This is a genomic window from Hymenobacter montanus, assembly GCF_014699115.1.
In the GTDB taxonomy this organism is placed as follows: Bacteria; Bacteroidota; Bacteroidia; order Cytophagales; family Hymenobacteraceae; genus Hymenobacter; species Hymenobacter montanus.
In genome coordinates, this window is record NZ_JACXAD010000020.1 from 27,195 (window position 1) to 50,313 (window position 23,119).

Sequence of the window (23,119 nt, forward strand, 5' to 3'; positions counted from 1 at the left end):
GGGTAGCGAACGGGGTTCGTACTGCGAAGAACAGCACACCGAGCATGACGTTCTCTTCGGTATAACGGAACGTTTGGTGCTGCACCACGTTTTTTCAGCTCGGCGTGACGAACTGATGCCTTATTATCTACTAATTCCGCATGAACATACTCGTCGTCAACTCCGGCAGCAGCTCCATTAAATACCAACTTTTCCGCTGGCCAGCCGAGCAGCCCGTGTGCAGCGGTCTGGTGGAGCGCATTGGTTCGGCGCAAGCCCGCATCACCCACCGGGTTTTCGCCGCGGCCGTCCCGCCCACTGAGCAGCACCACCCCCAGCCGCTGCCGGACCACGAAGCCGGCCTCCGCGAAGTGGTGCGCCTGCTAACTGAACAGCCCGGGGGCGTCATTCAGGACCCCGCCGAAATTGCCGTGGTGGGGCATCGGGTGGTGCACGGCGACGAAGCTTTCGCTGCCACCACCCTCATTACGGCCGAAGTAAAAGCGGAAATTCAGCGGCTCTTTGCGCTGGCCCCGCTGCACAACCCGGCTAATTACCGGGGCATTGAGGTGGCGGAGTGTCTCTTTCCGCAGGCGCGGCAGGTAGCAGTATTCGACACGGCCTTCCATCAGACCTTACCCGAACACGTATTTCGCTACGCCTTGCCTACCGCCCTTTACACCGGGCCGCGCATCCGCAAATACGGGTTTCATGGCACCAGCCACCAGTACGTGGCCGCCCAGGCGGCCGCCTATCTGGGCCAGCCCGACGCGCGGCTCGTCACCATTCACCTGGGCAACGGGTGCAGCATGGCGGCCGTGCGCGGCGGCCGGTCGCTGGACACCAGCATGGGGTTCGGCCCGCTCAGCGGCCTGGTGATGGGCACCCGCTCCGGCGACCTCGACCCCTCGGTGGTGCTGCACCTGCTGGGGCCGTTGGGCTATTCCGCCGAGCAAGTGAGCACCTTGCTCAACCAGGAGAGCGGCATGCGGGGCCTCACCGGCTTCGGTGATATGCGCGACATTGGGCAGGCGCTGGCCGCGGGTGATGCCCGCGCTGAGCTGGCCTACAACATCTACGCCTATCGTATCCGCCACTACATCGGGGCCTATGCGGCTGTGCTCAATGGACTGGATGCCATCGTGTTTACGGCGGGGGTAGGGGAGAACGACGCGCTGGTGCGCGCCCGGGTTTGCCGGGATATGGAGTTCTTCGGCTTGCTATTGAACGAGGCTAAAAACCAGGAGCGCCTGCCGGGCCTGCACGATATAAGCCAACCCGAGTCGCGGGCCCGTATTTTGGTAGTCCCAACCAATGAGGAGCTGGAAATCGCCCGGCAGTGCGCCGAGCTATTAGCTTGAAGGTTGAACTGTGAGCGGCATAGAGGCAGGGCAAAGTTGAAGTTGGATTGACGCCTTCGCCGCTCCGAGTAACGGAGCTCCCCGCCAACTTAGGATTAGCGCCGTATTCCGATTAAGAAAACACCAAGCACCAACAACCAAGCACCAAGCACCAACTGATCGAGACAAGGGATAACGTAAATGGGCAGCAGCTTTCCCACCGACCTTTGCGTATGCTTGCGGCCCAGCGTCTGCTTTTCGTGTACAATACCGATGGCGGCTTGCTGCCCGGCTTGAAGGACTTGTTCCACAAAATTCTGTCCCCGGCCACGTACCCTTGCTCGCTGTGCGCCGTTACCTACGGCGCTACCTCGATGCAGCCCGAGTGGAAAGCATTTGTGCAAGGCCTGCCCGTGCCGGTCGAGTTCCTGCATCGCGACGAGTTTGCGCGCGCTTACCCCCAGTGGCGCGGGCAGGCGCTGCCGGCCGCTTTTGCCGCGGCCGAGACCGGCGAGTTGACGCCATTCATTGAAGCCCCGGAGATGGATGCGGCCGACCTCAACCAGCTAATGGCGTTGGTGCGCGCCCGGCTGGTATAGCGGAAGAAGCTTCGGCGAGTACTTTTGATAAACCAGCGACTTCGCTCGCGAACCCGTGTTTTCTTCTGATTTTTTCGCATGAAACTGAATCTTCTGTCCCGTGGGCTGCTGAGCGCGGCGCTGCTGGCGGCCGGCCCGGTCGCGGCCCAGCTCCCAACCAGCGGCTCCGGCGCGGCCTACGACGCCCGCACCTTGTTCAACCCCTCGTTTATTGAGCAGCTGGCCACCCCCACCCGCACGGCCGGAGGCCAGCCCGGTGCCGCCTATTGGCAAAACGCCGCCGACTATAAAATCAACGCCCGCCTCGACGAGAAAGCCGCCCGCGTAACGGCCACCGTCGACATCACCTACACCAACAACAGCCCCGACAACTTGCCCTTCGTGTGGCTGCAAGTCGATCAGAACCTGTTCCGGAACGACTCGCGCGGGGCGGCCGCAACGCCGGTGGCCGGCGGGCGCTTCGGCAACTCGGCCCGGGCCTTTCGGGGGGGCGACAGCCTGCAAGCCGTAACCATCTCCCTGCACGGCAAGAAGCAGCAAGCCAACTATCGCGTTACTGACACGCGGCTGCAGATCATCCTGCCCGAAGCCCTGAAGCCGAACGGCGACCAACTCGGCATCCGCATCAGCTACGCCTTTAACATTCCCGAGTACGGCGCCGACCGCCTCGGCCGCCTCAAAACCACCAACGGCGAAATCTTCGAGGTGGCGCAGTGGTACCCCCGCATGGCCGTGTACGACGACGTCGAAGGCTGGAACACGCTGCCCTACATGTCGGCGGAGTTTTACCTGGAATACGGAAACTTCGACTACACGGTGGATGTGCCCGCCAACTACCTGGTGGGCGGCTCGGGCGAGCTGGTGAACCCGGCGGAAGTGCTGACCGCCACCCAACAGCGCCGCCTGGCCCAGGCCGCCGGCTCCGACCAAACCGTGCCGGTGCGCAGCGCCGCCGAGGTAACGCAAGCCAGCTCGCGGCCGACCGGCAAAAACGGCCGCCTCACCTGGCACTTCCGCTGCCTGCGGGCCCGCGACGTGGCCTGGGCGGCCTCGGCTGCTTTCATCTGGGATGCGGCGAAGATGAACCTACCCAGCGGGCGCAAGGCGCTGGCTATGTCGCTTTACCCCACCGAGTCGGCTCAGGATACGGCCTGGAACCGCTCGACGGAGTACGTGAAGAAGAGCATCGAATACAATTCCAAGCAGTGGTACGAGTACAGCTACCCGGTGGCGACCAACGTGGCCGGCGTGGTGGGCGGCATGGAGTACCCCGGCATCGTGTTCTGCGGAGCCAAAGCCCGCAAAGCCAACCTCTGGGCCGTAACCGACCACGAGTTCGGCCACAACTGGTTTCCGATGATTGTGGGGTCCAACGAGCGCAAATACCCCTGGATGGACGAGGGCTTTAACACCTTCATCAACATCCTCTCGAGTCAAAACTTCAACAATGGCGAGTACAAGTCGATTAACGACACCACCCGCCTGGTGGCCGGCCTCGTGCGCAGCATTCTGGACCCCACCACCGACCCGCCCTACACCGTGCCCGACGTAACGCAGGCCCGCAACCTGGGTTTCGCGGCGTATAGCAAGATGGGCTACGGCCTTTTTCTGCTGCGCGAGGAAGTGCTCGGCCCGGAGCGGTTCGACTATGCTTTCCGCACCTACATCAAGCGCTGGGCGTTCAAGCACCCGCAGCCCAAGGACTTTTTCCGAACCATGAACGAGGCCAGCGGCGAAGACTTGACCTGGTTTTGGCGCGAGTGGGTGTACAACAACTGGGCGCTCGACCAGGCCGTTAGCACCGTCACCTACGTCAACCAGGACCCGGCCCAGGGTGCGCTCATCACCCTCGAAAATCGCGGCCCCGCCGCCATGCCTGTCACCGCCGACGTGACTGAAGCCAGCGGCAAAACCACCCGCGTGCACCTGCCGGTGGAGATATGGCAGCGCGGTGGCACGTGGACGTTCCGCTACAACTCCACCACGCCGCTCGTGCGGGTGCGGCTGAACGCGACCAAGCTACTGCCCGACGCCAACCCCGGTAATAACCTGTGGCAGGCGCAGGTGCTGAAGTAAGCTCATCCATTTGCTCACGGGCCAGACCCAAGGCCGCTTCTCCTGAAAAGTCAATCATTCCTGGATCAAGCTGGCTGCTCTAGCTATTGGAGTAGGGGCCAAGTACGGATGCAATTGTGCTAGGGTAAATACTTATTCAGCAACGGAATAGCTTCTTCAAGTTTTCTTTCATCAGTTCACATGCCCTTCTCAGAAATGCCTCAGAAGGTTTAAACCAGATAGTCAGGCCAAAAAAGCCAGGGAAAGAATGGTACGCAAGGCACCTAAGTGCGGGCTGAAAGCTGCCGTACTTAGGTGCCTTGCGCAAGGCCTTGCAGCAGATAGGCGTAAAAGCCGAAAAATTCCCGGACCAGCGAATACAGATCGCGGAATTCAAAATAGGGCGCGTGAGCCGAGTAAACGTTCTCCATCCCCAGATTTCGCAGAGCCAGCTTGGTGCGGCTGAGGTGGTAGTACTGAGATACGACTATGACTGACCGAAACCCGAGCTTCTTCCGGATCTGGTTGAAGTTCAGGGCCGTCAGCTGAGTCGTATTGCCTTTATTATCCACGATTACCCTGGCCGCCGGAACCTGCTGGGCCAGCAGGTAATTTTTCATTACCTCGGCTTCGTAGAACCCTTCTTTCCCCAACCCCCCACTTACCACTATTGTCTTCACGCGACCAGCCCGGTATAAGTCCAGCCCTTTTTCCACCCGGCTTTGCAGCCGGGCCGACATCTTCCCGTTTTCGTGGACTGTATTGCCCAGGATGAGCGCTACATCGGCTTTTCCCGGAGAATCCATCAGGCCATCCACCACGATGAGCATGGTGTGAATGAGAAACCAGGCCAAAGCCAGCAAAAGGACCCTTTTAATAGCTTTGCTCATTCCCTTTGCTCGCCTTAACACCTGCTTTGCGGGTTATCAACGTCATCCTAATACCTTGGACTATAGGAGTAGATGATGCTCGCCCAAATTTAGCCCTAATTCATCCGGGTCTTGATCCGAATTTGCTTTTGTCTGTTTTGGCGGAGTTTGTAGAATGCACTCTGTGGGAGGAAAGCCCCTCTTTTTGGATAGGGGCCCATCCCAAGGAGACATGTGAGGTTACGCCACCCGCCCCCGCCACTTGGGGTCGTAGCGCGCCCCCCCGAACCAGTACAGCATCAGGGCCCGTGAGTAGCGCAGAATGGCGGGCGTGAGCAGCAGCGTCAGCCCCGTGACGACGACGACGTACACCCTGGTATCGGGGTTGCCGAAAAAGTAGTAGAGCAGCACCCCCACCACCATCAGGGTGGCCACGTTGAAGGCGAAGGTGATGTACATGGAACCATAGTAAAACCCGGGTTCCGGCTCGAACGACTGCTCGCACACGGGGCACTGCGCGGGCATATCGGCAAACTTGGTGACCTGGAAGGCCGAATAAGTGAAAAGCTTGCCTTGGTGGCAGCGGGGGCAGCGCAAACCCAACAGGGCGGTGGCGGCGGAATCGGAGGAGGTAGCCATAACCAAAGAAGGTAAAGGAGACAAATACAGAAAGTATACGGGCAAACGCGCCGCTCGCCTACTAACGCGGAGCTTGCTGACGGCTTTGGCCCTCTTGCACGACAAAACTACCGGGGCGACGGCCCCTATGCGCAGCCCCTTTGCGGGCCCTTGCAGGACAAATCAACGCTGCTGCCGAAACCCCTCGGGCGTGGTGCCGACGTATTTGTGGAAGTAGCGCACGAAGTACGAAGCATCCTCAAAACCCAGCTCGTAGGCCACCTGCGCCACGCTCAGGGCCGAGTGGCTGAGCAGGCGTTGGGCTTCGACCACCACCCGCTCGTGAATGAGCGTGCTGGCCGTTTTGTTAAGGGCCCGGCGGCACAGGGCATTGAGGTGGTTGGCGGTGAGGTGGAGCAGCTCGGCGTAGTCGCTCACGCTGCGCTTGGTGCGAAAGTGCTCGTTGAGCAGGGCCCCAAACTGCCGGATTTGCCGGAGAGCCGGGCTCGCCTCGGCGGCGGGCAGCGCGGGGTAGCCGCGGGCCGCCAGCTCCAGGCACAGGTGCAGGTAGCTGCGGAATACCTCAGCCTGGTTGGCGTGAGACGCGCCGTATTCGGCAAACAGGCGCTCGACCAGCGGGCGGATGTCCGTTTCGGTCGGGGGCAGGTACAGCACCGGCGGGTGGGCACTGTCGAAAAATGGGTAGGCGTAGAGGCCGCTGCCGGGGTAGCGGAAGAGGTAAAAGTCGGTATCGAAGAACACCACGAAGCCGCGCGTATCGGCGGCCAGCTCCCAGTGGTGCACCTGCCCCGGCGCCAGGAAAAACAGGCTGCCCGGCCGCAGCTCGTACGTCACCAGGTCGACCGTGTGCCGGCCCGCGCCCTCGGTGACGTAAAGCAGCAGGTAGAAGTCGTGGGTGTGGGGCACGTTCACGTGGGGAAACTGGACCACGTGCGTTTCGAGCTGGGCGCAGTAGTACGGTGTACGGGCCGCCGGCTGGGGAAACGAGGCGAGGGCGAGAACCGGCAGGCCAGCAGCTTTCATAGGCAGGGAGTGAAAAGGCCGCGGGGCCTTTTATGATTATGAGCGCAAAACCCCTTCTCCTTTAGGCAAGGGGATTACAGCGAACAGTTGAACGGTCGTTACCACGAGCTTCGTGTTAGCCTTGCCAGGTAATGTACGGCCGCACTGTATCCGTTGAGGCTTCGCCGGTTGAACATACAAAATACCCATCTGAAAATACGGTGCGTTCCTTCCAGAAATAGCGAAGCAAATAGCCTTCGTACTGCTTCCAGCGCCGGAACGTGCACCGAGTTGCTGAACCAGCACATCGGCGCGGCGCGGTTTGTCTACAATCTGGCGTTGGATACCAAGCAGCAAGCCTATGCCCGGTTTGGAAAAACGCTCTCTTGCTTCGCCTGATTAACCAGTTGCCCGACCTCAAAACCGAGTGTCCGTGGTTGAAACTGGTCAACTCGCAAAGCCTGCAAATGGCATTGCGTAATCTGGATAATACTTTCACCAACTTCCTCAAAGGACGCGGGGACTATCCCAACTTCCGCCGCAAAGCCAACGGCGGTTCCTTTCAGATTCCCGCCAACGGGCAAGTAGACTTTGAGAAGGGAACCATCAGCTTACCCAAATTCAAGTCGGGTATCAAAGCGGTGTTGCACCGTAGATTCAAGGGCACTGTCAAAACCGTCACGATTCGCAGAACGCCAACGGGTAAGTTCTTTGCCTCCGTACTGGTCGATCCCAACCAACAAGCGGAAACGCTGGTACCACCCACCCCTGATAACGTGGTGGGTATTGACCTCGGCATCAAGGACTTTTTGGTGACAAGTGAGGGCGAAGCCGTAGCCAATCCCAAGCACCTACGTAAGAACATCGCCCGGTTGAAGGTGTTGCAGCGCCGGGCTTCACGAAAACCACAAGCTGGCGCAAGCCATATCAGACGTGAGCTGGGCAGAATTTCGGCGGCAGCTACAATATAAATGCGAGTGGCAGGGTAAACAGCTACTTGTAATAGGTAGATTCCAACCATCCACGAAGCTCTGCTCAACGTGTGGCTATACCAACCACACGTTGACCTTAGCCGACCGGGAATGGGATTGTCCAAGCTGCCAAACGCACCATAACCGCGACCATAACGCTGCCATCAACATCAAACAGATGGCGCTTGTAAGACATTCAGGGGCGGAACGCTCCAGTGTGCCTGTGGAGACGCTGACACTAGTCAGGTCGATGAAGCAGGAAAAGTTCTCCGCACTTGATGGAGAAGCCCCTATGCCTGTAGGCTAGGGGTAGTTCACTCGGCTAATCAAAGCATGATTAAGCAAACCCACGCCGTGTAATAGCTGCCAGCCGCTACCATCACCCGCGGTGCGCCACTGGTTGAACCAGTATTGAATCAAGAGAGTGATGCGTGCGAGTAGGGGTGGGGCTTGCCCTATCGCGTCTGATTCAGCCCTAAGCCGCGAGCCGGCCGTACCTTTGGGTACTGCTGGGGTCTGGTTGGCCCTGACTGGCGGGCGCTGCTGCAGCGTCGCGTCAACGGGCAGGGCCCCGCGCCTTGGCCGTTGAGTGGGAGCCCGAGGGTTCCCATCCAGCTTGGCCGACGCCCGCCAGCAGCGTTTTAGTGGCCAGTTGTTGTGAGTACCCGATTGATGAATCGCTCAGCCGTGCGGGTTGGGTGGCTGGGCGCGTCCGCGCTGTTGTTTAGCCTTAGCGTAGCCCGGTCCCAGCCCACTGTGCCGGCGCCACGCAGCCGCTCGTTCGTGCTCACCAGCACCGCTACGGTACCCGTGCCCCCGGCCGGTACCCGGGCCCTCGACCTCTGGCTGCCCGTGCCGCACGCCGACGCCAACCAGGACGTGACCAGCCTGAAAATCGACTCGCCGGTGCCCTATACCATCGAGCGCGGGTCCTTCGGTAACCAGATGCTGCACCTGCGCCCGGCCACGGTGCCTACCGCGCCGCTGGTGGTCCGCCTCACGGCCCAGATTACGCGCCGCGAACACCTGAACCTGCGCGTCAACCCCGCGGTAGCCGCCCGCCCCGAGTCCAGCAAGCAGGAAAAGCCCGACCCTGACCTGGCCCGCTGGCTGGCCCCCGACCGGCTGGTGCCCCTCGACCCGCAAATCCGCCAGCAGGCCCGCGACGTGGCGGCCCAGGCCCACGCCACCACCGACCTGGAAAAAGCCCGCGCCATTTACGAGCACGTGGTGAGCACCGTGAGCTACGATAAAACCGGCCAGGGCTGGGGGCGGGGCGACATCTACTACGCCTGCGATGCCCGGCGCGGCAACTGCACCGATTTTCACGCCATCGTGGTTGGCTACTGCCGGGCCCTGGGCATCCCGGCGCGCTTCAGCATTGGCCTGCCGCTGCCGGCCGAGCGCGGCAAGGGCGAAATCAAAGGGTACCACTGCTGGGCCGAATTCTTCACGCCCGAAACCGGCTGGGTGCCCGTCGATGCGTCGGAAGCCGCCAAGAACCCGGGCCGCCGCGCCTATTTCTTCGGCGCCCATGACGAAAACCGCGTAGAATTTACCCGTGGCCGCGACGTAAACCTCATACCCAAACAAGCGGGCCCCCCGCTCAACTACTTCGTGTACCCCTACGCCGAGGCCGATGGCCAGCCGCTGGAAGTAGGCCGGACGTATGAGTTCGTGGACCTCACTGCGCCGTAAGGCCATCTTTCAGCCGCAAGCCATGCTCCTCCTAACAGGGAAAAGCCGCAACTCATTTACCTGATTTTCGGGAGCAACTGCCAACTGGGGTTACGGTGCCAGCACCAGCTTGCCGAAGTTCTCGCCGGAAAACAGCTTCAGCAGCGCGGGCAAGAAGTTTTCAATGCCGTGCTCGACCTGAATTTTGGGCGAGCGCAGCTTGCCTTCCTGTATCCAGCCGGCCATCTCGCGGGCGGCGCGGCCGTAGTTGGGGGCGTTGTCGGACACCAGGATGCCCTCCATCCGGGCGCGGTTCACGAGGAGCGAGAGGTAGTTGCTCGGGCCTTTGATGGGCGTCGTGTTATTGTACTGCGAGATGGCCCCGCAAACCACCACCCGAGCCCGAAGGCGGAGCTGCGCCAGAGCCACGTCGAGTACGTCGCCCCCCACGTTGTCGAAGTACACGTCGATGCCCCGGGGGCAGGCGGCCCGTAACGCGCCGAACAAGTTGTCGGTTTTGTAGTTGACGTAGGCATCAAAGCCCAGTTCGCTCACGCAGTACTGGCCTTTGGCTTCGTCGCCGACGATGCCCACCACGTGGCAGCCGTTCAGCTTGGCAATCTGGCCCACCACGCTGCCCACCGCCCCGGCCGCCCCGGATACCACCACGGTTTCGCCCGCCTTGGGCTGGCCGGTATCCAGGAGGCCAAAGTAGGCCGTGAGGCCCGGCATACCGAGGGTGGCCAGGTAGGCTTCGAGCGGGGCGATGCGCGTATCCGCCGGCACGAGGTATTCGGCGCTGCCGGGGTCGGTGACGGCGGTACCCACCACCGCGTATTGCTGCGCGCCGAGGTTGCCGGTCACGTAGTCGCCCACGGCGAAAGCAGAGTTCTTGGATGCCACCACCTGGCCCGCCGTAAGCGCCCGGAATACCTCGCCAATCTGCACCGGCCGGATGTAGGATTTGCCCTCGTTCATCCAGCCGCGCATGGCCGGGTCGAGGGAAATAAAGCTGATTTTGACCAGTACCTGGCCTTCGCTGAGCGGTGGCACTTCGACGGTATCAATTTCAAAATTAGCCGGCTGCGGCAGCCCCACTGGGCGCGACGCCAGCTTGACGCGGGTGTTGGTAATGGTCATGGGATGGTAGGAGGGGTGGGAGGTAGCAGGGTAAGGGATGGAAAGGTAAAAAGAACGTCTGCCGAGCGGAGCTATTCGCGCCGGGAGCTTCCCCAATTGTGAGGACAATGCCCGCCAGATGCTCTACTCGGCATAACTGAGAAGGTGACTTGATAAACTGAAGTAATAAAGCTCTGATAATGATAAAGTTATATCGGAGCGAGTCTAACAGGCGTTCTGCATTTTCAGATACGTTCCAGAATAAGATTAGTATTTAATACTCTTCTTTTAAGGTATAACCAGAAGCTACTAGCTCAATGTAGCTGTCGTAGCAAATAATCAGATAGTGCTTCAAGTTTAGTCTTTTTTGGGGGTCATAAACCAAGCTCATCTTATTTAAGATTTCTGAATTGCTTACCGAATAAAACCCGTTTTCATAGGTATGAGCATACTTTTGCCAATATTCAATTCCAGAAAGGGTATCTTCCATTCTCAGAATAGAATAGTTATCGTAGTTGAATTCGTAAAAGTTTAATTTTATGCACTTTAATTCAGCTACTATATCAAATGTAATGTGAGTCCTTGTGTATCTGTCTGTAGCAAAATAATCACTCCTTTTTTGAGTATCTAAAGTGATTATTGCGCCGCCAGCCTCTGTGTATAAAACTTCAACTCCAGTTGTCGATATCCTGAAATCTACCTTTTCTGGAATTAAATGTATCATGCTATTTGCAACTCATTGTTTCCTGATAAAGCCAGGATTATCTGGTTGGCTGTTGAATTAATTGACTTTAAAGGGGCTTTTTAAAACCGGTAGCTACACTGGAGTTGGCTTTATCATAAGAAATCATAAAAGCCTTCTCTGCGGAATTTCCTTAAACCCAGCGCCCAGATGGACTACGCTTGGTCCAGCGTCTGCAAGTCCTGGGCCGAGAGTTGCAGCTCCGCGGCTTTGAGCAGATCGTTGACTTGCTCCACGCTGGTGGCGCTGGCGATGGGCGCGGTTACGCTGGGCGCCTGCATTAGCCAAGCCAGGGCAACCTGGGCGGGCGTGGCCCGCTGGCGTTCGGCCACGGCGTCGAGGGCGTTGAGGATGCCGAGACCTTTCGCATTCAGGTATTTCTGGCCCACACCCCCGCCACGGGGGCTTTTCTGCAAGTCCGCTTCCGAGCGGTACTTGCCAGTGAGGAAGCCGGCGGCGAGGCCGTAATACGGAATGGCGCTGATGTGCTCCTGCTCAAGCAAGGGCGCGAGGTTCTTTTCAAAGTCCTCGCGGTCGTAGAGGTTGTAAAGGTTTTGCAGGGTTTCGTAGCGCGGAAAACCGTGCTGCTGGCTGGTCGCCAGCGACTCGCTCAGGCGGGCGGCAGTGAAGTTGGAAGCACCAATGGCCCGCACCTTGCCCTCTTTCACGAGCTGAGCGTAGGCGGCCAGGGTTTCCTCGACCGGGGTGCTGGGGTCGTCTTTGTGGGATTGGTAGAGGTCGAGATAGTCGGTTTGCAGGCGCTTCAGCGAGCCTTCGACGGCGCGCAGGATGTAGTCTTTGCGCAGGCCTTTGTTCTCGGCGTTCACCTCCCAGCCGACTTTGGTGGCGATGACCACGTCGTCGCGCCGGCCGCGGCGCCGCAGCCATTTGCCGATGATGGTTTCGGACTCACCGCCCACGTGGCCGGGCACCCACACCGAGTAGCCGTCGGCGGTGTCGATGGCGTTGCCGCCGCCGGCCACGAAGGCGTCGAGCACGGCGAAGGAAGTGGCTTCGTCGATGGTCCAGCCGAAGACGTTGCCGCCCAGCATCAGGGGCGAAATGGAGAGGCCGGAGCGGCCAAGTTCACGGGTTTGCATAGCTCAGGTGCGCTAAAGGGCGAGGCGAAGCCCCAGGGGCGGGGCAGGTTGTTTAACTGACACCCGGGCTGGCAGGTTGTGCCAAGCGGCCTTTTTTGTACTTTGCGGCCTCATTTCCCGCCCATGCGCGTTTTTTTATTCCTGCTACTGTCGCTGGTTTTCTCCAGGTTGTACGGACAATGAACGCAGCCAGAGCAGGGTAGAAACAGAGTGCAGTATGCCCAAGCAGTTACCGGGCATTTTCTCGTAGCGACCCGGCGTGCTAACGCATTCATGCAGCAACGGCGAGAGCCGGCTGACATCTTCCGAGAGTAGCGGTTCGTCCGTTTCTTGCCACTGTTCCAGGCTCAGTTGCTGGCCCCCGCGCTGGGTGATGCTGTACTTGTCCTCGTGAAGCGTTGACGTTTTATTGATGGAGTGAGTATGGGCTATTAGCTGGGTGCCGGGGCAGGGTTGATCAGTATCTCTCTCCGCTTTCCAAGAACACCATTAAACGAATGGGAAAATGCCGATTCAGGCGTGCGCAGGCTGGGTCGGCGTTCTCTCCGTTCGTTTTGCAACGCCCTAAGTCGCCGCCTGTAGTCGGCGAAAAAAGTCATCCCGGTACGTGCGGCCAATGGGTAACTCAGCGTGAGGCAACGCCACAATATTGCCGTGCACCTTGCGTATTTTGTCCAGGTTCACGATGTAGGACTTGTGAATGCGGGCAAACTGTTGCGCGGGCAGCTTCTCCTCCCAACTTTTGAGATTGTCGAGGAACATGATTTTCTGCTCGGGCAAGACGATACGCACGTAGTCCTTAACCGATTCCAGGTATAGGATGTCGACTAGCAGCACTTTGTGCAGGGTTTTGTCAGCGTTGACAAAGAGGGCCGGTCCAACTGCGGAGGGGAGTTGGACTGGCCCAGGGGTGGCCGCGAAACTACGCACCTTGTTAATGGCCTTGAGAAACCGTTCAAACGAGAACGGCTTGACCAGGTAGTCTACCACATCCAACTCGAAACCTTCCACGGCGTACTCAGGGTAAGCCGTGGTGATGATAACGTTGGGTTTGGCCGAGTTAACCAGGGTTTTCAGGAAGTCGGTCCCCGATAGCAGCGGGAGCCGAATGTCCAGAAACAGCGTGTCTACGTGGGTGCTCTGCAAGGCTGCGCTGGCTTCGATGGCTGATTGATAAGTACCCACCACCTCCGTGCCCGGAATCAGGGCTAGGTATTTTTGCAGTACCCGTTGCGCTGGCAACTCGTCTTCTACAATGAAGCACCTCATAATGGATCAATAATAAGCTCCGCCTGAAACTTGCCCATTACCTTCGCGGTCATGAGGCGTTGTCGGGGACCGTACGCGAGTTCCAGCCGTTTGCAGACGTTTTTCAAGCCCAGGCCTCCTTCAGCGGGCGGGCAGGGACTCGTCTCTACGGCTTCGGGCTCAGTGCAATCGTTCTCGCACCAGAAATGTAATTTCGGGCCCGCAACCGCAATGCGAACGGTGATTTCGCTTTCCCGATCCAGATACTCGGCGCAGTGCTTGAAGGTGTTTTCCACGAAGGCAACCAGCAGCAGCGGGGTAATGGTTTGTCCGGCTACAACGCCTTCAACCGAGAAATCAACCCGGACTCGCCCTTCCAGTCGCAGCTGTTGCAGGCTGATGTAGTCGTCCAGGTGTTGGATTTCCTGGGCCAGATCTACTCGGTCCCGCTCGCTGTCATAGAGCACATAGCGCAGGTTGTGGGAAAGCTTGAGCAGCAGGCCCGGCACCTTGACTGGGTTGTCGAGGGAGCAGGAGTAAATCGTGTTCAGCGTGTTGAATAGATAATGCGGGTTTACTTGCGCCTTGAGGTAGCCGAGTTCAGCTCCCAGCCGTTCCTTCTCGGTGTGTTCCAGTTCCTTTTGCTTCCAGTGGTGCTGCTTGAAAGCAAACACCGCACTGAAGAATAGCAGCAGCGAAGCCTTTTCCGGTGTGGTATTGAGGACGCACAGCTGCAGGCTGCACGGACAGTCTGTGAGAAAGGCGTGACTCAGGTAGCAATCCAAGCCGGCAAACAAAGCGGCCAGCCCCAAGCCACCCAGACCTAGCCCGGCGTACTGCTTGGCGGCGAAAAGCCGGGGTAGGGCCAGCAGGTAAAACCCGTACACTGGCAGAACGGACGTTGCCGTTTGCAGCGCGGAGAGCCAGTAGTTGAATTTATGGTCAGCATGACCCGCGAACTTGGCCAGAGGGTACACGAAATACAGAGCCCAAAATAGCAGATGCAGCCCCAACTCGCCGTGGTTGGCCAGCCAGTGGGAGGGTTGTTCAAAACCGTCTCTTCCGTTGGGTGCTGCACGTCCGGACTCGACTGTTCTCTTGCCAGCGAGCGGCCCCTCCTCGGCTGGAGCTTCCTTCTGGATAGTGGCTACGTTTACGTGCTTTATTCCACTGCTACTGTGCATGGGTTCTTATTTGGGCTGGCTCAAAAGCCAATCTACAGCTTTGGCAAGGGTTGCTTCTTTAGCCGTGACAATATCCGGGATAATGCCATTGTCGTATTGCTTGCCGTGTCTGTCCGCGTACACCGCCGTGCTGACGTAGAGCTTGGCTCCGTCGCTCAGTTCATACTCGCTGTTTGCGGTAGAATAGCCACCTGTCTTTTGCCCGATAATTGTGGTGTTCTCTTTGCCGATGAAGGCTACGGTAACTGCTTCGGCGGCACTCGCTGTATTTTCGTTCACTAAAACAGTTACTCGCGCGTGCGGCAGTGTTTTCGCGGGTGTGGTTGAAACCCGCACCGCGACGACCCGACCTTTGGGAAATGCTTCGCCTTGGGCGTAATACCAAGGGGTAGTTTTCGAAGTAGCAGGGGTAACGAATGAGCCCACGGCGCCTTCGCCCAACAGCGGGCCCAGGCCGGCCAGCATGGGCCACATGTTTCCCCCGTCGTTATCGCGCAAGTCCACCACCCAGCCCTGCACTTTCTTTTGGCTAAGTGCTGCAATGATGCGTTGCAACTCGGTAGCATATTGCAGCAGGACGAGTGAGTCAGAAGTAAGGCATTGAGGAATTTTTAAATAACCGACTTTTTTAGATAGTATTTTCCCTTGCGGCATCTCTACTTTGGCTTTTTCGATAGTATCAGTGCTTCGTGCTTTGCCTTTGTAGGCTCGTACCTGCTCCGGATTGCTAAAGGAATGATGGCGTAGATTATTGCTCTTAATTATTTCGGTGATGAAGCCATACACATCGTTGGGTTGATCGGCCTCCTTGGCTTTGAGAAGATACTTCGCTTCTAGCTCAGGCCAATTGATGCGACTGGTGTAAAGTGATTTTTGCTTAAGCAGCCGAATGGCCGTCAGCAAGTATTGTTGTCCGGGAGTAAGCCCTGTTGGCTGTCTATCCACTGGATGAGCACTAACCTTCGAAGGCGCAATGACAGGTGAGTTTGATTGACCTTGCGCGGTAACCTGCGGGGCAGCATTGACGAGAAGAAGCAAGGTAACAAAGGTCTGTTTCATATACAGTTAGCTTGGGTTAATTACTGCCCGCAAGTTATTGGGGAAAGTTACCAAGCCCGAAAAACATAGACCAACGACAGCTACGGGCAGACAAACACCTCGGGAGGTAGGACAACCTTCCAGAAAGCCTGCTGTGCAATCTTTTCCATCGCGCAGAGAAAGCGCTTATGGCCTTGCTTAGCATCTTCTATGAACACTCAATCACCGAGCAGATTTTAGCCGAGCTAGGCTTGCTGAAAAAGTAGGCGGCACCCGTTATCGGGCTTGGCGCGTTCTTGCTACGGCCCGGGCAACTCTGGGCCTTGCCGGTGCTTTGGGCGGCGGGCCCGTCGGTTACGCCACGCGGCGGGCCGTGCAGGCAGGTAGCCACTGGCTTTTCCGGCACACCGGGCAGGCTAAGGCGGCCTGGGTGGGCGCCGTCAGCACGTGGCCACAGGTGGTGCAGGCGTGCGGGCCCGCCTCGGTAATGGTTGTGCTGGCCTTGGCGAGCTCATCGGGGATGATGGACAGGCCGGGGCGCACCTCGTCGGCTTCGTAAAAAAAGACGCTCATCTCGCCAGTGGCTTCGCTGTACACGGCTTTTAGCTGGCCCAGGTGTTCTACCTGATACTGCCGCAGGGCGCCAAACAGCTCTTTCTGGGTGAGATTCTGCCGGTGAAAGTTGTCCCACTGCAGGTGGCCGGATTGCAGCAGCAGCACTTCTTTGCCTTCCATCCAGTCGCTGAACTTGGGCGAAACCTCGGTGCAGTAGTTGAGCAGCCAGTACAGGCCCATGACCACCCCGAACACGATGAGGGCGTGGCTCAGCGGCACCTCCGGGTAAAACATGGTGTCGCCGGCAATGGAGCCTAGGCCGATAACGATGCTCAGCTCGAAGAGCGAAAGCTGCTTCACGCTACGCCGTCCGGTGATGCGCAAAGCCGCCAGGAGCATCAGGTACGTGGCGATGCAGCGAAATACTACTTCCAGGGCGTAGAGGGGCGAGTGTTCGCCCGGCCACCAGAGGCGCGGCCAGTCGAAGGGCATAACGGGTTCGGCAAGCAGAGGCATAGGCAAGGAAAGTGAGTAGTATCCCAACTACTTACTCACTTCATTGCAATTTGTTCCCATACCTGATAGCCGTGGGGTGGCAGGGTTACAGTGCTGTTATTATCGAAAACCGAATACGCGCGGCCGTCGAACACCGAGGCGTAGTGCCAGCCCAGCGAACTAGGCGTTTTTGGTAAGGTCACCCGTTGGGGCTTGTTGCTCAAATTCACGGCGACGACGATACCATCCAGTTCTTTACGACGGTCAAAAAGCACCGTTTGGGGGGGCTGGGCAGAAGCCGGAAAGTGCTTGTCGCGTCAAAGTTCCGCAGGGCCGGGTGCCGCTTTTTCAGCTGCAAAAGCGTCGCGTAGAAGCTTTGCAGCGGGTAGTTGTGCCAGGCAATGGTGTCCTTGTCGAAGAAGCGCAGCCGCTTTTTCAGGGCGGCTTCCTGGCCGCTGTAGAGCATGGGAATGCCGGGCCACAGGGTGGTGAGCACGGCCAGGGGCAGGGCGTTGTTGCCCAGGCGCTCGTACTCACTGCCGTCCCAGGCGTTGATGTCGTGGGTGCTGGTGAAGGTCATCAGGTTCACGCCAGGCGGGTAGCGCTGGCGCTCGGCGGCCCAATAGCGGGCCAGCTCTGTAGTGGCTTGCTGGCACCGGCCCAGGCTGTCGAGCAGGCCGTGCAGGCGCAGGGCGTAGGCGGCATCGAAGGCTTTTTCCAGCAGGCGGGTGTTGGGGTCGAACTCGTCGGGCTTGAGGAAGGTGGGCAGAAACAGCTCGTCCCACTCGGCCAGCATAAACACCGGTTTAATTTTTTCCAGCTCAACTCGCGTGTCGTTCCAGAAGTCGGTGGGAACGAGCCCGGCTACGTCGGCCCGGAAGCCGTCGATGTCGGCATTCTTCACCCAGTAGGCCATGCTGGCCGTCATGTATTGGCGCAGGGCCGGCCGGGAGTAATCAAGGTCGATGACGTCCTGCCAGTCCGCCACCGGCGGGCGGAAGCCGTTGCGGGCGTCGTGGGTGTACCAGTCGGGGTGCTCGGTGGTAAGGGCGTTGTCCCAGCTGCTGTGGTTGGCTACCCAGTCCAGAATAACGTGCATGCCCAGCTGGTGGGCTTCCCGGACCAGGTGCTGCAAGTCGGTCAGCGTGCCCAGGTCGGGGTTCACCGCGCGGTAGTCGCGCACCGAGTAGGCACTGCCCAGCGTGCCCTTGCGGTGGGTTCGGCCGATGGGATGGATGGGCATCAGCCAGAGAATGCCAACGCCCATGGCGCGCAGCCGCGGCAGGTGGGGCTCAAACGCTCGAAAGGTGCCCTCCGGCGTGTACTGCCGCACATTTACCTGGTACAACGTGGCGCTGGCGGCCCACGCCGGATGCTTGACGGTGAAGGACGAGGCATCGGGCGCGGTCGGGGCCGCCGCGCCCGCCTTATCGGCAGATTTAGGGCCCGACTGGCAAGCGCCGAGCACGAGCAGCGGCAGGAGCAGGGCGCATCTCAGGTAGAAGGACGGAAAGTGAGTCATGGCGCAAAATAGGGGAAATCGCCCCAGCGCCGTCGGCTGCATCTTTGCACCGGCCCGCTGCCCTCGCGCTTCGCTTATGCAGATTACTTTCTCTCTCCAAACGGTGGCCGCCCTGGCCGTGATTGCGCAGGCGCTGTTTGCCGCCGGGCTGCTGTTCTGGGCTCCCCAGAACCAGTTGTCGAACCGCTTTCTGGCCTTGCTCATGCTGGCCATCGCGCTGTGGCTGGTTGATGGATTTTTTCGCGTGTCGGGCCTGTACCGCCAGAGCGCTGAGCTGTATTTCTCGCCCATCTATTACTCGCTGGCGTTTGGGCCGTTGCTGTATTTCTACGTGCGCAGCCTCGTCAACCACGGGTTTCGGTGGCGGGCGCGTTACTGGGCGCACTTTGGGCCGGTGTTGGCCCAGGCCGGGCTGTATTGGTGGCTGCGCTTCCAGCCCTACCAGGTGCGCAACGACTTCTGGCAGCACGTGCACCAGCCCGTCACGTATCGGCTGGAGTTCATCGGCACCTGGCTTTCGCTAATGGCGTACCTGGTGCTGAGCCTGGGCCGGCTGCGGCAGTACGGGCGCTGGCTGGAAGACAACTTTTCGGAGGTGTCGCGCCTGCGGTTGCGCTGGCTGCTCGTGCTGCTAGCCGTAGTCAGTGGGCAATGGCTGGTGGAGCTGGTGCTGCGCGAATTCTTTGGGCTGTATTACCGCTACGACTACTCCAGTGAGCTACTGGGTGCGGTAGTGTTCGTTATCGGCGTTGTCGGCCTGCGGCAGGCCGACATGCGCGCTGTGCATTTCGCCCCGGAAGAGGACGCGGCCGCCGAACCTGAAAAAGCCACGGCACTGGCGGCACCCCAGGCTTCCGCCGTGCCCGAAGCAGGGGCGGCAATGCCCGAATTCCCGGCGCCCCCAACGGAGCAAAGTCTCGCGGATCAGGGAGCCCGCGCCACGGCGCCCGACCCGCTCGTGATGGAGCGCATCCGCCGGGCCCTGGTCGATGACCGGCTGTATCAAAACCCCACCCTGACCCTGGCCGAGCTCTCGGCGCACACCGGCTTGCCCCCGCGCCTGATTTCTTTCACCGTGAACGCCGGCTTCGGCCGCTCGTTCAACGACCTGGTGAACGGCTACCGGGTGGCCGAAGTGCAGCGCCGGCTTGCTGCGCCCGATGCCCGGCGCTTCACCCTGCTCGGCATTGCGTTTGAAAGCGGCTTCAATTCCAAAACGACTTTCAACCGCATTTTTAAGCAGGTAACGGGCGTGACCCCGCGGGACTACCAGGCGTAGGAGAAGGACCTTGCGCGCATTGCGGGCATCAAGCATTCGTGAAGCACCAAAGCGGGTGAGCCAGTTGCCTAACACTTGCTGGCGAGTCTAAGAACAAATGCGGTACTTGGGGTTGCTTGTAGCAAGCCGATGCCCCTGGTCGGTCGGGCTTCCGCGTACCAAACTCCCGACGTGCGCCTGAAAAAAGCCGGCTAGCCAGCCCTTAAGTTATTGTGCTATATATGCCCCAAACTCTCGTCGCCTTTCCCGCGGCCCTCACCGCACAACTAAAGGCTATGCTGCGCCTGAGCGAAGCCTACTGCGCCGCCCTGCACGTCTTGATGCAGCCGCGCCGGCTCGCCAAAAAAGAGCTACTGCTACGCGAAGGGGAAGTGTGCCGGGCGGCGGCCTACATCGAAACCGGCGCGCTGCGTTACTTCTACCACGTGCAGGGGGAGGAGCACACCGGCCAATTCTTCTTCGAAGGCGAGTGGTACGCCGACTACGACAGCTTTCTTGACCAGCGGCCCTCCACCCAAAACATTCAGGCGCTGGAACCCACGCGCGTGTGGCTGCTGCCGCACCAGGCTCTCTACCGCCTCTACGACGAGCAGCCCGCGTTCGAGCGGTTCGGACGGCTCATGGCCGAGCAGGCCTACCGGGGCAGCAGGGCGCGTAGCGCGGCCCTGCTCAACCAAACGCCCGCCGAGCGCTACGCGCAACTGGTGCGCGAGCGGCCCCAGGTGGTGCAGCGCGTGTCGCAGCGGCTCATTGCCACCTACCTGGGCATCAAGCCCGAGAGCTTGAGCCGCATCCGGGCGCGGAGCTAAGGCCGGCTGCGTTTTCTTAACCCAAATCATCGTTTTCGCCTCCGGGGCCGCAAGACATTTGTAGCGAAGCATTCACTCACCAATCCTGCTTCGCCCCACATGATGAAAACCGTGTTTTTTGCTGCCGTTCTGGTTGTTGTTGCGGCCATCACTCCCCCCGCGCACGCGCAAGAAGCCCCCACGAAAGTGCCGGTCTACGGCGAAATTGGGGTTGGCTTGAACAAAGCCCTTTACTTCGGCGATACCCGCGCCAAGCTCGCGCAGGCCCTGGGTGGCAGCGCCAAGCCCGGCACGGGCAACAACATCCTGGCCGGCTTCTACGTGGCCCCCGCCAAATGGCGCGGCCTGGGCTTGGGCACGCGCATTTCCGGCTCCTTCGGGGCCCCGGTCGTGGGCGACTACGGCGATGAATACATTTTCAACTACTACAACTTGGCCGCCGCGGCCAACTATTACGCCCCGAGCCGGGAGTTTGGCCGTGGGCTGTACCTGCGCGGCAGCGTGGGCTTCGGCCAGCTTACCACCAAGCGCTTCGACGAAAAAGCGAACTTCTACCGTCACCAATACGCGCTGGGCACTTCTCTGATGGCGGGCGTGGGCTACACCGTGCCGCTCCGGGGCTGGAGCTTAACCCTGGAAAGCGAGTTCGAAGCCGCCTCGCGCTCCGGCACCGTCGACGGGCTCGGCGCGCAAATGTTCCGGAGCGGGCAGGTGGGCCTGAACGTGATAGTAGGGTTTTGAGTGGCGGCCAGCTCTGGCCATGCTGCTGGCGCCTTTTCGACCGGATCCAGGGTGGACGTTTCGGCTTCCGGTCTCGCTGGGGCGCGGCTTACTGCCGTGAGGCCATGCTCGTACCGGGCGGTACTGGGGCGTACCCGCCGCGCGTTCCTCACTCGGTGTTGCCAGCGAGTGGGGTGTAACCACTCCTAAGCCATTCCAATGATCCCACATCTGGTTTTGCACGGTCGTGGCGGTTGCGGAACTTGGCTAGGAGCATTCAGCCAGCACCCGAGTGCTCCTAAAAGCACTAAACAGCAGCGGGCCCTTTCCCAAACGTGAACGGTAGCTAAGGCGTCTCTTTGGCGTGTTCCGCAACAGCCCCGATGGTTCTGCAATATCCCGCTGGTGTTTGGGTCAAGCGGGAAGGGTTATGCAATTTGATAAGCCTGCGCCCGGGTGAAAGCAGCCCCGTAGCCGCTGACGGAAACCTGGACACTGCCCGTGTGATGGTCGACCTGAGCAGGATTTCCGGTTAACTTTTGCGGTGGCGTGGTAGCCGCCGCGGCCTTGGCAGCAAACGCCGCGCCGCCGCGCTCGTAAAGCCGCCGTCGGGGGATTCCCGTCTCGCGCCTTATCCGCTTGTTATGCCGCTTGATTGGTCTTGGAAAAAAGTGCACAATGGCCTGAGCCGGCGCCGAAAATTGTTGGCGGTGGTGCTTGGGGGCTTCGTGCTGCCGTGGGCCGGGTTCGTGCTCCTGGCGCAGAAGGTCAGGCTCGCGGGCGGCTTCGCTCACGACAAAACGGTACTCGCGTTTCTGCGCCAAAGCGCCACGCCAGGGCAGGATAAGCTCGCCGTCGCCCTCACCGACCTTGGCGACTCCGGGCCCATGATTACGCTGGGCGTGCTGGTGGCGCTGAGCCTGACGCTGCGGCGCCATCGGCGGCAGGCGGTGGTTTTTACCGCGGCCGTGGGCGGCAGCATGGTGCTCACGCAAGTGCTGAAGGCCCTGTTTGCCCGTCCCCGTCCCGACTTGTGGGTCAGCATCAAGCCGGTTCACACCTTCAGCTTCCCCAGTGGGCACGCCATGGACACGGCCGCCCTGGCGACGGCTGGGATTTTCTTGCTGTGGCAGTTCCGGGCGCGCTGGCTGGCCTGGCCCTGGCTGCCGCTGTTTGCCCTGGGCGTGGGCTGGTCGCGCATGTACCTGGGTGTGCACTACCCCTCCGATGTGCTGGCCGGCTGGTTGAGCGCGACGGGCTGGGTAACGGGCGTGTACTTGCTGTTTGCGCCGGTTTTTCAGGAACTAAGCCAAGCGCCCGAGGCGGTTAATGAGCCGCCCCGGGCGGTTTAACTCCCGATGAACGCCGTCGTGGAGGCTCTGTGCAAATCGGAGTAGTGGGCCAGCCGGGGCGCTGGCTTCAAGAACCGGTATTATCGGCCTCGTACCATACGCAGCGCACACCTTCCTCCACAAACTCATTGCCCCGCTGCAAGCCCACTTTCTCCAGGATGCGGCAGGAGGCCACGTTCTCGGCATCGGCATACGCGCAGATGCGGGGTAGCTCCAGAGTCTGAAAGCCATAATCGAGCCAGGCCTGGGCCGCTTCGTAGCCGTAGCCCTGCCGCCAGTATGCGGGGCGGAAGCGGTAGCCCAGGTCGTAGAAGTGGTAGTGGCCGTTTATCGGACCGGGCACTAGCTTCAGGCCGGCCCAGCCCATGAACTCCCCGGTGGCGCGTAGCAGCACCGCCCAGCGCCCGATGCCGTTGGCTTGATATTGCGCTTGAATATAGGCAATGGTTTCGGCGCTCTGGGCCAACTCGGCCGCGGGCCGGCCACCAATGCCGCCGAGGTAGCGGTGCACGGCCGGGTCGGAGTCAAGGGCAAACATTCCCGCCGCATCGGCTTCAGTAAGCGGACGAAACAGCAGGCGGGCAGTGGTGAAAGGCAGCATTTTCTCAACAGTCACTCGTTGGGTAGTCAGGTAAAAGTAGCCATTTGATGATTGAAGCTCAGTTCAGAGCGCGGTATGCCTACCTGCTCATAAATCAGGTAAGAAGGCCACAAGGTGCTGTACCTACTCAAGGAAAGCAAATCAGCCCCTGGGAGAGGCACCTTGGCCATGTGATTAAGTAAGCAATCCCTTCATTTATTTGATTGCTTCAAAGTGCTGGTCCT

24 protein-coding genes are annotated in these 23,119 nt (G+C 59.9%); 11 read left to right on the forward strand and 13 right to left on the reverse strand.

All coding sequences use genetic code 11. The annotated features are described in order from the left end of the window. Positions 1–140: 140 nt before the first annotated feature. The 3 genes from IC235_RS16420 to IC235_RS16430 all read left to right on the forward strand — a co-directional run bounded on the left by IC235_RS16420 (position 141) and on the right by IC235_RS16430 (position 3,994). Entirely contained in the window at positions 141–1,340 is a 1,200-nt protein-coding gene (locus tag IC235_RS16420; protein ID WP_191006284.1) for an acetate/propionate family kinase, read from the forward strand. Positions 1,341–1,552: 212 nt separating this feature from the next. After that, on the forward strand, positions 1,553–1,918 hold the full coding sequence (locus IC235_RS16425) for a hypothetical protein (RefSeq protein WP_191006285.1): 366 nt from the start codon (positions 1,553–1,555) through the stop codon (positions 1,916–1,918). Positions 1,919–1,996: 78 nt separating this feature from the next. Continuing rightward, positions 1,997–3,994, forward strand: a complete 1,998-nt coding sequence (locus tag IC235_RS16430; RefSeq protein WP_191006286.1) for a M1 family metallopeptidase — start codon at positions 1,997–1,999, stop codon at positions 3,992–3,994. Positions 3,995–4,284: 290 nt separating this feature from the next. Here IC235_RS16430 and IC235_RS16435 read toward each other — a convergent pair whose 3' ends face one another. The 3 genes from IC235_RS16435 to IC235_RS16445 form a co-directional block, all read right to left on the reverse strand. Next, a complete protein-coding gene (locus IC235_RS16435; protein WP_223847363.1) occupies positions 4,285–4,827 on the reverse strand; it encodes a YdcF family protein in 543 nt (180 codons plus the stop codon). 255 nt (positions 4,828–5,082) lie between these two features. After that, a complete protein-coding gene (locus IC235_RS16440; RefSeq protein ID WP_191006288.1) occupies positions 5,083–5,481 on the reverse strand; it encodes a DUF983 domain-containing protein in 399 nt (132 codons plus the stop codon). Positions 5,482–5,643: 162 nt separating this feature from the next. Then, on the reverse strand, positions 5,644–6,504 hold the full coding sequence (locus IC235_RS16445; protein ID WP_191006289.1) for a helix-turn-helix domain-containing protein: 861 nt from the start codon (positions 6,502–6,504) through the stop codon (positions 5,644–5,646). Between the two features lie 270 nt (positions 6,505–6,774). Here IC235_RS16445 and IC235_RS22880 point away from each other — a divergent pair, with 270 nt between their 5' ends. From IC235_RS22880 to IC235_RS16460, 4 genes are all read left to right on the forward strand, one after another. Further along, positions 6,775–6,882: a helix-turn-helix domain-containing protein gene (locus IC235_RS22880; RefSeq protein ID WP_223847364.1), complete on the forward strand. Its 108-nt coding sequence runs from the start codon at positions 6,775–6,777 to the stop codon at positions 6,880–6,882. Between the two features lie 8 nt (positions 6,883–6,890). Next, entirely contained in the window at positions 6,891–7,454 is a 564-nt protein-coding gene (locus IC235_RS22220) for an RNA-guided endonuclease InsQ/TnpB family protein (protein WP_223847365.1), read from the forward strand. Beyond that, a complete protein-coding gene (locus tag IC235_RS22885) occupies positions 7,417–7,761 on the forward strand; it encodes a zinc ribbon domain-containing protein (RefSeq protein WP_394355275.1) in 345 nt (114 codons plus the stop codon). Before IC235_RS22220 ends, IC235_RS22885 begins: the two co-directional genes overlap by 38 nt. A 365-nt stretch (positions 7,762–8,126) precedes the next feature. Then, positions 8,127–9,152, forward strand: coding sequence for a transglutaminase-like domain-containing protein (locus tag IC235_RS16460; RefSeq protein ID WP_191006291.1), 1,026 nt, complete (start codon positions 8,127–8,129; stop codon positions 9,150–9,152). A 90-nt stretch (positions 9,153–9,242) separates the two neighbouring features. On the opposite strand, the gene IC235_RS16465 is transcribed toward IC235_RS16460, so the two are convergent. From IC235_RS16465 to IC235_RS16505, 9 genes are all read right to left on the reverse strand, one after another. Continuing rightward, positions 9,243–10,271 (reverse strand): NADP-dependent oxidoreductase, encoded by a 1,029-nt coding sequence (locus tag IC235_RS16465; protein WP_191006292.1) that lies wholly within the window; start codon positions 10,269–10,271, stop codon positions 9,243–9,245. A gap of 253 nt (positions 10,272–10,524) precedes the next feature. Then, the gene (locus tag IC235_RS16470; RefSeq protein ID WP_191006293.1) at positions 10,525–10,974 is read right to left on the reverse strand and encodes a hypothetical protein; all 450 of its coding nucleotides are present in this window, start codon (positions 10,972–10,974) and stop codon (positions 10,525–10,527) included. Between the two features lie 173 nt (positions 10,975–11,147). Further along, on the reverse strand, positions 11,148–12,092 hold the full coding sequence (locus tag IC235_RS16475) for an aldo/keto reductase (protein ID WP_191006294.1): 945 nt from the start codon (positions 12,090–12,092) through the stop codon (positions 11,148–11,150). Positions 12,093–12,656: 564 nt separating this feature from the next. Further along, complete coding sequence (locus tag IC235_RS16480; protein ID WP_191006295.1) at positions 12,657–13,361, reverse strand: LytR/AlgR family response regulator transcription factor; 705 nt, start codon at positions 13,359–13,361, stop codon at positions 12,657–12,659. Beyond that, positions 13,358–14,317 carry a sensor histidine kinase gene (locus IC235_RS16485; protein ID WP_191006296.1) on the reverse strand — a complete coding sequence of 320 codons (960 nt, stop codon included), beginning with the start codon at positions 14,315–14,317 and terminating at the stop codon, positions 13,358–13,360. The genes IC235_RS16480 and IC235_RS16485 overlap by 4 nt, the downstream gene beginning before the upstream one ends. A gap of 213 nt (positions 14,318–14,530) precedes the next feature. Further along, complete coding sequence (locus IC235_RS16490) at positions 14,531–15,583, reverse strand: S41 family peptidase (RefSeq protein ID WP_191006297.1); 1,053 nt, start codon at positions 15,581–15,583, stop codon at positions 14,531–14,533. A gap of 333 nt (positions 15,584–15,916) precedes the next feature. Continuing rightward, positions 15,917–16,633, reverse strand: a complete 717-nt coding sequence (locus IC235_RS16495) for a DUF421 domain-containing protein (protein ID WP_191006298.1) — start codon at positions 16,631–16,633, stop codon at positions 15,917–15,919. 35 nt (positions 16,634–16,668) lie between these two features. Continuing rightward, positions 16,669–16,887 carry a hypothetical protein gene (locus IC235_RS22890; protein WP_191006299.1) on the reverse strand — a complete coding sequence of 73 codons (219 nt, stop codon included), beginning with the start codon at positions 16,885–16,887 and terminating at the stop codon, positions 16,669–16,671. Then, positions 16,839–18,134: an alpha-amylase family glycosyl hydrolase gene (locus IC235_RS16505; RefSeq protein ID WP_191006300.1), complete on the reverse strand. Its 1,296-nt coding sequence runs from the start codon at positions 18,132–18,134 to the stop codon at positions 16,839–16,841. The genes IC235_RS22890 and IC235_RS16505 overlap by 49 nt, the downstream gene beginning before the upstream one ends. A 76-nt stretch (positions 18,135–18,210) precedes the next feature. On the opposite strand from IC235_RS16505, the gene IC235_RS16510 reads away from it, so the two are divergent. From IC235_RS16510 to IC235_RS16525, 4 genes are all read left to right on the forward strand, one after another. Next, on the forward strand, positions 18,211–19,413 hold the full coding sequence (locus IC235_RS16510) for a helix-turn-helix domain-containing protein (protein WP_191006301.1): 1,203 nt from the start codon (positions 18,211–18,213) through the stop codon (positions 19,411–19,413). 221 nt (positions 19,414–19,634) lie between these two features. Beyond that, positions 19,635–20,222: a Crp/Fnr family transcriptional regulator gene (locus IC235_RS16515; protein ID WP_191006302.1), complete on the forward strand. Its 588-nt coding sequence runs from the start codon at positions 19,635–19,637 to the stop codon at positions 20,220–20,222. A 102-nt stretch (positions 20,223–20,324) separates the two neighbouring features. Further along, positions 20,325–20,963, forward strand: a complete 639-nt coding sequence (locus IC235_RS16520; RefSeq protein ID WP_191006303.1) for a hypothetical protein — start codon at positions 20,325–20,327, stop codon at positions 20,961–20,963. Positions 20,964–21,586: 623 nt separating this feature from the next. After that, positions 21,587–22,294 (forward strand): phosphatase PAP2 family protein, encoded by a 708-nt coding sequence (locus tag IC235_RS16525; protein ID WP_191006304.1) that lies wholly within the window; start codon positions 21,587–21,589, stop codon positions 22,292–22,294. A gap of 67 nt (positions 22,295–22,361) precedes the next feature. Here IC235_RS16525 and IC235_RS16530 read toward each other — a convergent pair whose 3' ends face one another. Continuing rightward, positions 22,362–22,910 (reverse strand): GNAT family N-acetyltransferase, encoded by a 549-nt coding sequence (locus tag IC235_RS16530; protein ID WP_317173597.1) that lies wholly within the window; start codon positions 22,908–22,910, stop codon positions 22,362–22,364. Positions 22,911–23,119 lie beyond the last annotated feature (209 nt).